The organism is Micromonospora sp. 15K316 (assembly GCF_004348525.1).
GTDB lineage: Bacteria > Actinomycetota > Actinomycetes > Mycobacteriales > Micromonosporaceae > Micromonospora.
The window spans coordinates 1-13,415 of the sequence record NZ_SMKG01000161.1 but is presented as its reverse complement, the minus strand read 5'-3'; the positions used below and the strand labels follow the sequence as shown (position 1 = coordinate 13,415).

11 protein-coding genes and 1 pseudogene are annotated in these 13,415 nt (G+C 74.4%); 5 read left to right on the top strand and 7 right to left on the bottom strand.

The window, feature by feature from the left end:
* Positions 1-920 (top strand): annotated as a pseudogene (locus E1211_RS23785) (hypothetical protein); the annotation flags it as partial.
* 122 nt (positions 921-1,042) lie between these two features.
* Here the strand turns inward: E1211_RS23785 and E1211_RS23780 are convergent.
* From E1211_RS23780 to E1211_RS23770, 3 genes are read right to left on the bottom strand one after another with little or no spacing between them, the layout of a single operon-like run.
* Complete coding sequence (locus E1211_RS23780; RefSeq protein ID WP_132351232.1) at positions 1,043-2,404, bottom strand: cell wall metabolism sensor histidine kinase WalK; 1,362 nt, start codon at positions 2,402-2,404, stop codon at positions 1,043-1,045.
* Between the two features lie 47 nt (positions 2,405-2,451).
* Complete coding sequence (locus tag E1211_RS23775) at positions 2,452-3,108, bottom strand: response regulator transcription factor (RefSeq protein WP_132351229.1); 657 nt, start codon at positions 3,106-3,108, stop codon at positions 2,452-2,454.
* A gap of 44 nt (positions 3,109-3,152) precedes the next feature.
* On the bottom strand, positions 3,153-3,734 hold the full coding sequence (locus E1211_RS23770; protein WP_132351228.1) for a dihydrofolate reductase family protein: 582 nt from the start codon (positions 3,732-3,734) through the stop codon (positions 3,153-3,155).
* A gap of 102 nt (positions 3,735-3,836) precedes the next feature.
* On the opposite strand from E1211_RS23770, the gene E1211_RS23765 reads away from it, so the two are divergent.
* From E1211_RS23765 to E1211_RS23750, 4 genes are all read left to right on the top strand, one after another.
* Entirely contained in the window at positions 3,837-4,862 is a 1,026-nt protein-coding gene (locus E1211_RS23765) for a DUF5937 family protein (protein WP_207915489.1), read from the top strand.
* A 163-nt stretch (positions 4,863-5,025) separates the two neighbouring features.
* The gene (locus tag E1211_RS23760) at positions 5,026-6,126 is read left to right on the top strand and encodes a sigma-E factor regulatory protein RseB domain-containing protein (protein ID WP_132351227.1); all 1,101 of its coding nucleotides are present in this window, start codon (positions 5,026-5,028) and stop codon (positions 6,124-6,126) included.
* 223 nt (positions 6,127-6,349) lie between these two features.
* Positions 6,350-8,683 carry an AAA family ATPase gene (locus tag E1211_RS23755; RefSeq protein WP_132351226.1) on the top strand — a complete coding sequence of 778 codons (2,334 nt, stop codon included), beginning with the start codon at positions 6,350-6,352 and terminating at the stop codon, positions 8,681-8,683.
* A 241-nt stretch (positions 8,684-8,924) separates the two neighbouring features.
* The gene (locus tag E1211_RS23750; RefSeq protein WP_243709665.1) at positions 8,925-10,049 is read left to right on the top strand and encodes a D-alanine--D-alanine ligase family protein; all 1,125 of its coding nucleotides are present in this window, start codon (positions 8,925-8,927) and stop codon (positions 10,047-10,049) included.
* Here E1211_RS23750 and E1211_RS23740 read toward each other — a convergent pair.
* From E1211_RS23740 to E1211_RS23725, 4 genes are all read right to left on the bottom strand, one after another.
* Entirely contained in the window at positions 10,019-10,516 is a 498-nt protein-coding gene (locus E1211_RS23740) for a GerMN domain-containing protein (protein WP_132351225.1), read from the bottom strand. The two genes, E1211_RS23750 and E1211_RS23740, sit on opposite strands and share 31 nt — an antisense overlap.
* A complete protein-coding gene (locus E1211_RS23735; protein WP_132351224.1) occupies positions 10,513-11,991 on the bottom strand; it encodes a HAMP domain-containing sensor histidine kinase in 1,479 nt (492 codons plus the stop codon). Before E1211_RS23735 ends, E1211_RS23740 begins: the two co-directional genes overlap by 4 nt.
* A 58-nt stretch (positions 11,992-12,049) precedes the next feature.
* A complete protein-coding gene (locus E1211_RS23730) occupies positions 12,050-12,742 on the bottom strand; it encodes a response regulator transcription factor (RefSeq protein WP_132351223.1) in 693 nt (230 codons plus the stop codon).
* A gap of 40 nt (positions 12,743-12,782) precedes the next feature.
* On the bottom strand, positions 12,783-13,415 hold a 633-nt coding region (locus E1211_RS23725), incomplete at its 5' end, for a phosphatase PAP2 family protein (protein ID WP_165947328.1).

Genomic DNA, 13,415 nt, shown 5'->3' with positions numbered 1-13,415 from the left:
CCCGCACCCCCTCCTACGGGGACGCCCGCGCGTACATGCCACCGGAGCCGGAGGGGCGGAGCGTCCCCGTGCCACGCCAGCCGGTGGACGACCCGGCCGGGTCGGAGCCGGCCTGGTGGCCGCCGGAGAAGACCGAGCAGCTGAGGGCCTACCCGCCGGCCGGTACCGGTGGCGGCGAGTACGACGGCAGGCCGCGGGCCACCTCCACCGGCGGCGGGCCGTCGCCGGTCGGGGCGGGTTCCGGCGGCGAGACGGCGAGCCCGTCCGGTCGCCCGCCGGTGGACGACGGCGTTCCGCCGGCCGGGAGCGCCGTGCCACCGGCCGTGCTGGGACTCGGCGGTGGGCAGGAGGAGGCCGACGGTGTGCACCGGCTCCGGCGCGACGTCGAGCCGTACCAGCCGTCGCGGCTGCTGCCGGTGCCGGTGCACCGGACGCCCGCGCCGCCGGGACGGCGACTGGCCCCGCTCGTGGTGGCCGGGGTGGTCGTGGTGCTGCTCGGCGCGGCGGCGGTGATCGCCGGAGTGTCCCGGGTCGGCGGCGGTGACCCGCCCTCCGGGACGGCCCCCGCCCCGGCCGGTACCACCGCGAGCGGCACGGCCGCGACGCCGGGCGGCGCGGCGAGCCCGACGGCGGGTGCCGCCGCTCCGGTCGGCGCGCCGCCGACCGGGGTCGGCCTGCGCGACAACCGGGACAACGTGGCGCTGCGCTGGACCTACCCGGCCGGCGGTGAGGGGCCGGTGGTCGTCTCGGGTGGGCGGGCCGGCCAGCCCAAGAGCGCCCTCACCGACCTGCCCGCCGGCACCACCGGCTTCATCGTCTACGGGCTCTCACCCAGCAACGACTACTGCTTCACGGTGGCGGTCGTCTGGTCCACCGACACCGTCGCCGCCGCCGACGAGGTCTGCACCCGCCGCCGCTGACGGTAGGCCCCACACACCCCCACCCGAGATCCGCGCACCTTCACGGAAAGAGTGGCTCTTCCGAGGCTTACAGCCACTCTTTCCGTGAATGAGTAGGAGGTGCTGCGTGCGGGGCGGTCTGCTCAGGGAGCGTCGGCGGGCAGCACCGGCAGCCGCAGCCACACCCGCAGCCCCGGCCCGTCGGCGTCGGCGAGGCCGACCGATCCGCCGGCCCGGCGCACCAGCTCACGGACGATCGACAGCCCCAGGCCCGCCCCGCCGGCGTCGCGGGCCCGCGCGTCGTCCAGCCGGGTGAACCGGTCGAAGACCCGGTCCCGGTCCGCGAGGGGGACGCCGGGCCCGTCGTCGGTCACCGTCACCAGGTGGTACTCGCCGCCCGGCTCGGCGGCCAGCACCACCCGGGTACGCGCGTGCCGGACGGCGTTCTCCACCAGGTTGGTCAGGATCCGGTGCAGCTCGTCCGGATGCCCGACGGTCCACAGCGGCCCCTCCGGCGGCTGCACGCGGACCGGCGGCGACGGGTAGCGGGCGGCGACCGTGGCGAGCAGCTCACCCAGCTCGACCGGGCCGACGCCGCCGGCGCTCCGGTCCGCCCCGCCGATCCCCTCCGGGTCGGCGTCGGACTCGTCGAGCCGCGCCAGCAGCAACAGGTCGTTCACAAGCCGACCCAGCCGCTCGGTGTCGGCGAGCAGGTTCTCGGTCACCGCCGCCCAGTCCGTACGCTCGCCGAGACGGCGAGACACCTCCAGCTCGGTACGGATGTTCGTGACCGGGCTGCGCAGTTCGTGAGCCGCGTCGGCGAGGAAGGCCCGCTGCCGCCGCCGCGCCGACTCCAGCCGGTCCAGCATCCCGTTCAGGGTGACCGCCAGTCGGTGCACCTCGTCGTGCGAGGCGGGCACCGGAAGCCGGTCGGGTCCGCCCCGTCCGGTGATCTCCTCGGCGCCGCGGCGCAGCGACTCCACCGGCCGCAGGGTCGCCCCGACCACCCGCCAGGCGACAGCGGCGAGCACCGCCACCAGCAACGGGAAGCTGACCAGGAGGATCGCGCCGACCGCCCGCGTGCTGTGCCGTACGTCCGCCATCGACTTCGCCACCAGGACGGTGAGCGGGTCGGCGGCCGTGCCGGCGGGCACCGTGACGACCCGGACCGGGCCGGCGAGCCCGGCCCGCTCCCCCGACACCGACAGCCGCTGCCGCTGGTGCGGTTCGAGGCGCTCCGGGCGGACCATCGGCACCAGCCGGTCCGCGTCGATCGACGCGGCCCGCACCCGCCCCTGACCGTCGACCACCTGGACCCGGACCTGGCCGCCGGCCACCGGCAGCGGATCGGGCAGCGCGTCCTCGGCGGCGAGCAGGGCGACCGCGTCGGCGGTGCGGAACGCCTCGCCGTCCACGCTGCGTTGCAGCACGAAGCCGAGGACGCCGAGCAGCACCACCCCGCCGAGGGCCAGCCCGACCGAGAGGCCGAACACGCCGATCGCCATGAGCCGACCGCGCAGCCCGAGCGCGGTCCACGGCCGCGGTAGCGCCCTCACGTGGCGAGCCGGTAACCGGCGCCGCGGACCGTCTCCAGGCGCTCCCGGCCAATCTTGCGCCGCAGGTAGCCGACGTAGACCTCGACGGCGTTGGGGGCGGTCTCCACGCTGGCGTCCCAGACGTGGTCCAGCAGCTCGGTCTTGGAGACCACCTCGCCGGGGCGGCGCATCAGGTAGTCGAGCAGCGCGAACTCACGGGCGGTGAGCGCCACCTCCGCGCCGGCCCGGGTCACCCGCCGCCGCGCCGGGTCGAGCCGCAGATCGCCCGCCGCGAGGACGGCGGGGCGTTCGGGCGCGCCCCGGCGCAGCAACGCGCGCAGACGGGCCAGCAGCACCACGTACGAGAAGGGCTTGGTGAGGTAGTCGTCGGCTCCGCAGTCGAGGCCGTCGGCCTGGTCGTACTCGCCGTCCTTGGCCGAGAGCATCAGCACCGGAAGCCAGTGCTCCTCGGCGCGCAGCCGACGGACCAGTTCGTAACCGGAGAAGCCCGGGAGCATGACGTCCAGGATCATGGCGTCGTAGCCGCCGCCCCGCGCCGCGTCCAGCCCGGCCGGACCGGTCGCGGTCACGTCGACAGCGAAGCCCTCCGCCTGTAGTCCGCGTTGCAGCGAGGCGGCGAGCCGCGCCTCGTCCTCCACCACCAGCAGCCGCACGGGTCAAGGGTGCCACCCGGGCTCGACCGGCTCGCCGCGGCGCCTCAGCGGACGACGTCGTAGACGAACTTCGTGATGCCGTTGGGGTACGTCTCGGACTCGACCAGCTTCAGCATCTGCTTGGCCTTGTCGGTGCTGCTGAACATCCGCTTGCCGGCGCCGAGCAGCAGCGGGTAGACCAGCAGGTGGTAGCGGTCGATCAGCCCGGCGTCGGAGAGGTTGCGGGCGAGGGTGGCGCTGCCGTGGATGATGATCGGGCCGCCCTCGGTCTCCTTGACCTTCGCGACGTCCTCCAGCGAGCGCAGGATGGTGATGTCACCCCAGTTGTCGACGAGGGCGTCCTCGCCGAGGGTCGTCGAGACGACGTACTTCGGGAGGTCCTTGAGGGGCGCGAAGTCCGCCATGTCCGGCCACACCGGCGAGAACGCCTCGTAGCTGGTCCGGCCGAACATCAGCGCGGTCGCCTCCTCGGTCTCCCGGCCCTTGATCTCGTACGCCTCCGGCAGGAACTCGATGTCCTTGAAGGTCCAGCCGCCGCTGCGGTGGTTCTCCGAGCCGGAGCCGCCCCCGGGAGAGTCGACGACGCCGTCGAGCGAGACGAAGGCGGTGTAGATCAGCGTGCGCATCCTCGTGTCCTATCCGTTGATCGAAATGGATGTGCTCAGTCTGCAGTGGTGTCCCGCGCCCGGCCACGATTAGGCTCAGCCCTAATCGGGGGAGGCACGTTCGTGATCCACCTGCACTTCACGGCGACCGATCTGACCCGCGTACGCTTCGCCGCGTCGCCCCTCACGGAGACCGTCGCCAGCCTACGGGCGTTGGCGGCCGGAAGCCGCGGACGACACCTGCACGGTCCGTGGATGAACCGGTTCGCCGAGCGCGCGGGCCGGTTGAGCGAGCGCGACCTCGACCTGCTGCGCGCTCTGGTACGCCCGCAGGGCTACATCCCCGACTTCCTGCTGCTGCCGCCGGAGCGCCGGTCGTCGACCTTCACGGACGCGCTCGCTCAGCTCGCCGACGCCGATCCGGAGGTGGTGGGGCGGGAGCTGACGCACCTGGCGACCCACCGTGTCGCCCAGCAGGGCCCCGGCCACGAGAGGCGGCAAGCCCTGCTCCGGACCCTGCTGCGGCGAGCCGACGCGGGCCTCGGCCCCGTCGCCGAAGCGCTGGAGGCGTACCACCGGGTCGCGATCGCGCCCGACTGGCCGCGCATCGACGCGCTGCTCAACGACGACATCGCCTACCGGCTCGACGCCCTCGCCGAGGGTGGCGTCGACCGGATGATGAGCAACCTGCACCCGTCGGTGACGTTCGCCGACCAGACCCTGAAGATCGCCAAGTACTACGAGGGCCATGCCGACTGCGGCGGCCGTGGCCTGATCCTCGTGCCGTGCGCCTTCGCCTGGCCGGACGTCCTGGTGCGCACCACGCGGCCCGCGTCCCCGAGCGTCTCGTACTCGCCGCGCGGCCTCGGCCGGCTCTGGGAGGAGCGCGCCGAGCAGCCCGGCTCGGCGCTCGCCGGCGTCCTCGGGCAGACCCGGGCCGCCCTGCTGGCCCAGCTCGACCTGCCGATGTCGACAAGTCAGGCGGCCACCCAGATGGCGCTCTCCGCCCCGACGCTCAGCGTGCACCTGCAGGCGCTGCGCGACGCCGGGCTGCTCACCTCACGCCGGACCGGGCGGCAGGTGCTCTACTCGCGGACGGACCTCGGTGACCGGCTGCTCATCGGGGCCGGCCACCCGCCCGCTCGCTGAGCCGCGCGGGGACCGGCTGCCCGAGCACCGGGCCGGCGGGAAAGTATGGCCCCGGCAGCCGGCCGTGACGCACGGCACACCCGACGCCGCGCGGAGCCCCGGATCCGCCGCTCTCAGCGCTGTCACAGCGTGCACCAGGCAGGATGTACCCAGGAGGTGTCACATGTCCGTCGTGAAGAGCCGCCCCGTCCTGCGCTGGCTGGTCCCGGTGGCCGCCGCGGTCACCGTGATCGGCGGTGGCGCCGCGGTCGGCACGTTCGCCGCCGAGGCCGAGCCGAGCCTGCCGCCCCGCACGGCCGCGCAGCTCCTGGTGGACCTGCAGACCGCGCAGCTGGAGGGGCTCTCCGGCACCGTCGTGCAGCGGGCCGACCTGGGTCTGCCGCCGATCGCGGGCCTCGCCGCCGGCAGCAGCGAGCTGGCCACGTTGGCCACCGGTACGCACACCCTGCGGGTCTGGTACTCGGGGCCGGACCGGCAGCGGGTCGCGTTGCTGGACACGCTCGGCGAGCGGGACCTGATCCGCAACGGCCGGGACGTCTGGAGTTGGGAGAGCCGCGGCAACACGGCGACGCACCGCACCCTGGGCGACGACCCGGCCGGGAAGCCGAGCCGCAACGGCGCGCCGGAGCTGCCGGTCACCCCCGCGGACGCCGCCGACCAGGCGCTCGCCGCCATCGCACCGAGCACGGCGGTCAGCGTCGGGCGGGCCGCCACGGTCGCCGGACGCGACGCGTACGAACTGGTGCTGGAGCCGCGCGACGAGTCCTCCCTCGTCCACCAGGTACGGATCGCCATCGACTCCCGCGAGCACGTTCCGCTGCGGTTCGAGATCTTCGCCTCCGGCAGCGACCAGGCCGCCTTCGAGGTCGCCTTCACGCAGGTCGACTTCCGCCGCCCGGACGCCGACCAGTTCACCTTCAACCCGCCGCCCGGCGTGACGGTGCGCGAGGAGAAGGCCGACCGGGCGGAGCTGCCGGCCCGCCGGCCCGCGACGGCGGAGCACCCGCAGCTGCGTACCGTCGGAGAGGGCTGGACCACGGTGCTGGTGGCGCAGGTCGGCGCGGCCGGCGCGCAGGACGGGGCCGGGAACCCGGGCGGTGCCGAGCTCGCCGGCGTGCTGGGCTCGCTACCGGCGGTCAGCGGCGACTGGGGCAGCGGACGGCTCTTCACGTCGAAGCTGGTCAACGTGCTGCTCACCGAGGACGGTCGGGTGCTCGCCGGAGCGGTGACGCCGGAGCGGCTCTACGAGGCGGCCCGCGGCTGACCGGGGCCGTACCCGCCCTCGCAGGGCGACAATCGAGATCGTTCGGCGCCGCCGGCACACCGCCGGCGGCGCCGTCGCGCGTGGGGGGCCGGTGGCGGTGACCACCGGCCCCGTTCAGTTGGCCGAGCCGGTGGCGGCACGCTATCTTTCAGAATTCAGGCACAAAAAAAGAACGGCTGAAAAATGCCGTTCCTACAGAGATTCTAATTCTTAGGGAGACGGCTTGTCAAGGCACTCCGGCAGCACCGGTGAATTGCCGCTCGACGACGAGATCGGCCGCGAGCAGGAGTACGTCTCCGCGCTCTACCAGCGCCTCGACGAGCTTCGTGAGCAGGCCGCCGACCGGCTCACCGACGAGCTGCGGACGACCGGCGGCACCCTCCAGGCCCGCTCCCAGCGCGACAGTTCGGTGCGGATGTACGCCGAACAGGTCGAGCAGCTCTCCGCGGTCGAGAACGGGCTCTGTTTCGGCCGGCTGGACGGCGAGGACGGCTCCCGTCGCTACGTCGGCCGGATCGGCATCTTCGACACCGGCGGCGACTACGACCCGCTGCTGATGGACTGGCGCGCCCCGGCGGCCCGCCCGTTCTACCTCGCCACCGCCGCCAACCCGCAGGGCGTGCTGCGCCGGCGGCACCTGCGGACCCGCCAGCGCAAGGTGACAGGCCTCAACGACGAGGTGCTGGACATCAGCAGCGCTTCCCCCGACGCCCACGAGGAGCTGACCGGCGAGGCGTCGCTGCTGGCCGCCCTGAACGCCGGGCGCAGCGGCCGGATGCGGGACATCGTCGAGACCATCCAGGTCGAGCAGGACAAGATCATCCGTGCCGACCTGCCCGGCGTGCTGGTCGTCCAGGGCGGACCGGGCACCGGCAAGACGGCTGTCGCGCTGCACCGCGCCGCGTACCTGCTCTACACGCACCGGCGCGAACTCTCCACCCGGGGCGTACTGCTGGTCGGCCCGAACGCCACGTTCCTGCGCTACATCTCCCACGTGCTTCCGGCGCTGGCCGAGACCGGTGTGCTGCTGCGCACCCAGGCCGACCTCTTCCCCGGCGTACAGGCCCGCCGGAGCGAGCCCGCCGCGACCGCCGCCCTGAAGGGCCGCGCCGTGATGGTCGACGTGCTGGCCGCCGCGGTGCGCGACCGGCAGCGGCTGCCCGACGAGCCGATGGAGATCGAGGTGGAGCGGGAGACGCTCACCCTCCACCCGGAGACCGTACGGGCGGCGCGGGAACGCGCCCGCCGCTCCGGTCGGCCGCACAACCTGGCCCGGGGACTCTTCGACCTCGAGATCGTGCACGCCCTCGCCGAACAGGTGGCCGAGCGCATCGGGGCGGACCCGCTGGGCGGCGAGAACCTGCTCGACGAGGCGGACCGTGCCGAGATCCGCCGCGAGCTGCGGGAGGAGCCGGAGATCCAGGCCGCGCTGGACGAGCTGTGGCCGGTGCTCAGCCCGCAGCGCCTCCTCGCCGACCTGTACGCCGACCCGGACCGGATCGCCACAGCCGCCCCGATGTTGACCGCGCACGAGCGGACGCTGCTGCACCGGGAGCCGGGCGGCTGGACCGCGGCCGACGTGCCGCTGCTCGACGAGGCCGCCGAACTGCTCGGCGAGGACGAGCGGGAGGCCGCGGCGCTGCGCGAACGGATCCGCTCGCTCCAGCGGGAGTACGCCGAGGGCGTGCTGGAGATCGCCCGGGGCTCCCGTTCGATCGACGTGGAGGACGAGGCCGACGGTGGCGAGATCCTCGGCGTGACCGACCTGATCGACGCCGAGCGGCTGCTGGAACGGCAGGAGGAGGCGGACCGGTTGACCACAGCGCAGCGCGCGGCGGCCGACCGGAAGTGGGCGTTCGGGCACGTCATCGTGGACGAGGCGCAGGAGCTCTCCCCGATGGCCTGGCGGCTGCTGATGCGCCGCTGCCCGAGCCGGTCGATGACGATCGTCGGCGACGTGGCGCAGACCGGCGCGCTCGCCGGCACCCACTCCTGGCAGGAGGCGCTGGAGCCGTACGTGGCCGGCCGGTGGCGGCTGACCGAGCTGACCGTCAGCTACCGCACCCCCGCCGAGATCATGTCCGTCGCCGCCGAGCTGCTGACCGAGATCGACCCGACGCTGCGGCCACCCCGCTCCGTACGGGAGAGCGGCGTACCCCCGTGGGACCGCACGGTGGACGCGGACCGGCTGGCGGCGGAGCTGGTCGGCGCCGCGACCCGGGAGGCGGCCGGGCTGGACGAGGGCCGCCTCGGTGTGATCGTGCCGGACGCCCTCGTCGACGGCCTGGGGACGGCGCTCACCACGGCGCTGCCCGAGGCGGCCGTCGGCGAGCACCCCGAGCTGGAGAGCCGGGTCGTGGTGCTCACCGTGGCGCAGGCCAAGGGGCTCGAGTTCGACTCGGTGCTGGTGGTCGACCCGGACCGGATCGTGGCCGAGTCGCCCCGCGGGCGCAGCGACCTCTACGTCGCCCTCACCCGCGCCACCCAACGCCTCGGCGTGCTCCGCCCGGCCCCGGACGGCCCCGCAGATGCGGGGCAGGGCACGACGGCGGCGTAGCACCGGAGCGGCCACGGCTGTTACCCGGTCGTGACATTCCGCGGACCGGGCACGGACATGGCGGTGGCAGCTTCGCCCAGGTGATCTCCCAGCCGCTCCCGCCCCGCCGCCCCGGCGACGTCGGCCCACCGCCCCGCGCACGGTGGGCCGACGTCACCGAACGAGCCGCCGTGCGCCGCCCTCGACCGGTGGTCCGCCCCACACTGCCCGAGCGCGGCACGCGCGGAGACGGAGCGAGGGCATGAGCGTCCGGCTGGCGGTCCTGTACGGCGGGCGCAGCAGCGAACACGAAATCTCCCGCCGCTCGGCGGCGAGCATCCTCGCCCACCTCGACCGGGAGGCGTACCACGTCACCGCGGTCCTCATCGGCCGGGACGGCCAGTGGCAGGTCGACGGCGAGCCGGCGACGCTGCCGGCCGCGCTGGCCGTACTCGCCGCCCAGGATGTGGTCTTCCCGGCGCTGCACGGGCCCTACGGCGAGGACGGCACCGTCCAGTCGATGTTGGAGTGGCTGGACGTCCCGTACGTCGGCAACGGGGTCTTCGCGGGCGCAGCCGGCATGGACAAGGCGGTGACCAAGAAACTGCTCGGCGCCGAGGGGCTGCGAGTGGCGGCCGGGGTCACGCTGGGCCCCGGCGAGTTCCTCTCCCAGGCCGACCAGCGCCGGCTCGGCCTGCCGGTCTTCGTCAAGCCCGCGCGGGCCGGGTCCAGCATCGGGGTCTCCCGGGTCGACGAGTGGTGGCAGCTGCCGGCCGCGCTGCTGCTGGCCCGCGACGCCGACCCGAAGGTCCTCGTGGAACGGGCGGTACGCGGGCGCGAGGTCGACGTCGCCGTCCTTCAGCACCCCGACGGGCGGATCGAGGCCGGCCCGCCTCTGGAGATCACCGTTCCACCGACGTCCGCGTTCTTCGACCACCCGGCCAAGTACGACGGAGGGGCGGTCTTCCAGATCCCCGCCGAGCTCGACGCCGGCACCACCCGGCTGGTGCAGGATCGGGCGATCCGGGCCTTCCACGCGCTCGGTTGCCGGGGGCTGCTCCGGGTCGACCTCTTCCTCCCCGAACCCGAACCCGAACCGGCCGGGCGCCCCGCGTCCGGCGGCGGCCCGGACGGCAGCGGCTCGGACGGCAGCGGCTCGGACGGCGGCGGCCCGGACGGCGGCGGCTGGGGTGGCGATCCGGGGGAGCCGGTGATCAACGAGGTCAACACCTTCCCCGGCTTCACCAGCGCCTCGCAGTTCCCGCAGATCTGGGCGCGGGCCGGCATCGCCTTCCCCGACCTGCTCGACATCCTGATCGCCGGCGCCCGGAGCACCGTCGCGCGGCGTGGGCCCGGTCAGCGGTCGAGGGCGGCGACGGCGGGATGACCACAGGTCAGCGGCCCCCTGCTGCCGTCCAGGCCGGCGAGCGTGACCGCCGCGGGTGTGCCGCCCGGCGCGGCGTACCGGGCCGTGCAGACGATCTGGTCGACCGCCGCGTCCGGCAGTGTCCCGACGTCGCCCTTGATCCGCACCGTCGTACCCCAGGCTCCGGTGACCGTCACCGTCCGAGCTCGGACGTCCGGTGGGATCTCACTGCGGTAGCCCTGCAACTGCTCCACCGGATCCGGGCCGGCGAACAGCAGGGCGAGGGCGTCGTCGATCGAGCCGGATGGGACCTCCGGGCGCAGCACCAGCGTGAGGCCCCGCTTCGTCACGAAGAAGAGACCGGTCCCGTGGGCCGGGCCCACGGGGGCCGGGCCACCGGTGATGACGGCGCTCGGGCGTACGCCGCAGCCCGCGACGAGAGCCAGCACCGAGAGCGCGACCAGCAGCGCCCGCCGGCCGCCGGTCACGGCCGCCCCCCGGCCGTCGCGGAGCGGGGGGCGTCGGGCCACGGCGAGCCGATCAGGTTGCGGGGCAGCCGAAGCGTGAACACCGCGCCCCCGGCCGGATCGTTGCCGGCGGTCAGGCTGCCACGAGCCGCACCGGCCCGGTGCAGCCGGGCGTTCTCCCAGGCGATGGCGAGACCGAGCCCGCTGCCCTCGGAGCGGCTCCGCGCGCTGTCCGCCTTGTAGAACCTGTCGAAGACGTGCGGCAGCACCTGCGGGTCCAGCCCCGGGCCACGGTCGCCGACCGACAGGACGATCCAGTCCGGGTCGGCCCGCAACCGCACCGACACCGGCGGTGCGCCGTGCCGCAGCGCGTTGCCGACCAGGTTGGCCAGGATCACGTCCAGCCGCCGCGGGTCGAGCCGCGCCGCCGTGCCCGGGGGCAGGTCGGTCCTCACCCGGTCGGTCCAGCCCCTGGCACGCAGCGTGGCCCGCACCGCCTCGGCCACGTCGACCTCGTCCAGGGCGAGCGCCGCGGTGCCGGAGTCGAACCGGGTGACCTCGATGAGGTCGTTCACGAGTCGGGTCAGGCTCTGCGTCTCCTGGCTGACCAACCGGGCCGCCCGCCCGGCGTCCCCGGGTAGTCGGGGCGCCTCCTCGTCCAGCACGTCGGTCACCGCGGTCATCGCCGTGAGGGGCGTACGCAGCTCGTGCGAGACGTCGGCCACGAAGCGCCGGGCGTCGGCCTCCAGCCGGCGCAGCTCGTCGACCTGCCGTTGCAGCCGCTCCGCGGTGTGGTTGAAGGTGCGTGCGACGCCGGCGAGCTCGTCCGTGCCGCGGACGGCGAGCCGGGTGCCGAGGTCCCCCTCTCCGAGGCGGCGGGCCGCGTGACCGAGTTCCCGGACCGGCCGCAGCACACCCCGGGCGGCGACCAGCGCGAGCAGGACGGCGAAGACCAGCGAGAACCCGCCGGTGAGCCAGGCCGACCCGGCGAGCCGGTCGATGCTGCGCTGTTCGGCCTCCAGGCTGTGCAGGCGGTAGACCTCCAGGCCGGAGGGGCGCCGGTCGCCCTCGTCGTGACCCGTCATCAGCTGCGTACCGATCACGAGGTACGGCCGCCCGTGCGCCACGCGCCGCTGCCAGACGACCCGGCCGCTGCTCGTCTCCGCCCGCAGCTGCGGCGAGAGCAGGGCGGAGAGCTGGCCGTCACCGGCGCTGCTGCCCTGGTACGTGACCAGCGCGCTGTCGTCGCGGTCGGAGAGCTCCGCGGCGATCGCCGCCAGCTCGGTCGGGCTCGGCGGCAGGCTCCGGATCGGCGTGACCTGGGCGACCTGCTCCTTGAGCCGGACCACGGCCGCGTCCTGGGCCTGCTGGAGGATGACGTTGCGTGCCTGGACGTAGCTGGCGCCGGCGACCACCGCCGTGGTGGTGAGGCCGAGCGACGCGAAGGCGAGCAGGAGCCGGAGCCGGAGCCCGGCCGGTCGCCACAGCCCCCTCACCCGACTCCTTCCGACGGCCCCTGGTCGGCCCGCGCCGCACCGCCGCGTCCCAGCGGGGTCACAGCGGGCCGAACCGGTAGCCGAAGCCGCGCACGGTCTGGACGTAGACCGGGGCCGCGGAGTCGTCCTCGAGCTTCGCCCGTAGCCGCTGCACACAGGCGTCGACGAGCCGCGAGTCACCGAGGTAGGCGTGTTCCCAGACGGCCTCCAGCAACTGCTGGCGGCTCAGTACCCGCCCGGGCGTGCCGGAGAGTTCGAGCAGCAGGCGCAGTTCGGTCGGGGCGAGGCCGACCGGCGCCCCGTTCTTGGTGACGACCAGCGCGGCCCGGTCGATCGTCAACTCGCCGTGCCGCTCCACCACCGGCTCCGTTCCGGACGGCCGGGGCTCGCCGCCGGTACGCCGCAGCACCGCCCGGATCCGCGCCTCCAGCACCCGGGGCTGGACCGGCTTGACCACGTAGTCGTCGGCGCCGGCTTCGAGTCCCGCCACCACGTCCATGTCGTCGTTGCGGGCGGTGAGCATGATGATCGGCAGGTCGCCGGTGGACCGGATCCGCCGGCACACCTCGAAGCCGTCCATCCCGGGCAGCATGAGGTCGAGGACGACGACGTCGGCGGTCGTCGTACGCAGCCGGGCCAGGCCCTGCTCACCGGTCGCCACGGCGTCCACCGTGTGGCCGTGGCGGGACAGCGCCAGCTGGAGGCCGTCGCGCACGGTCTGGTGGTCCTCGATCAACAACACCCGGGGCATGGCGTCAACTATGGCATTCCCGCCGAAGTCGTCCTGTTGATCATGGTTGCTGGTACCGATCGCCGATCCGAGGTGCGTTCGTCCGCTTCGCGCGCGGGCTCGCCGGGGTGCCGAATTCCACCGGAGCCACCACGAGCAGGACGGCCACGACGACCAGGACGACGAAACCACCCGCGGCCGCGATCGCGACGAACACCCCACCGACGGCGTCCGGGGCGAGCTGCGGCACACCGCCCAGCAGGCCGAGCAGACCGAGCAGACCGAGCGCGGCAACGGCCAGACCGGCCGTTCCCGGGTGGCCGGCCGTTCCGGTACCGGCTCTGGTCCCGGACCGGGCCAGCGCGGCGGCGGCCAGGCAGGAGAGCGCCGCGGCCAGCAGCACCGCGCCGACGACGTCGCTGAACCGGTGCCAGCCCGCGATCATCGTCGCCGCGGCCACGGTGGAGACGCCCGTCGCTCCCGGGAGCGCGAACCACCAGCGGGCGCTGGCGGGGAGCACCAGCAGGACGGCGAGCAGCAACGCCATCGCCGCGGCCACATGACCGCTGGGGAAGCTGTTGTGCGTCGTCGAGGTCTCCACCGCGAGGTCCGGCCGGACGATCACCTTCTTGGCCACACCGGCGCCGAGCACCGCGGCGACGACCAGAGCCGTCCCCAGCAGCCCCGCCCACAC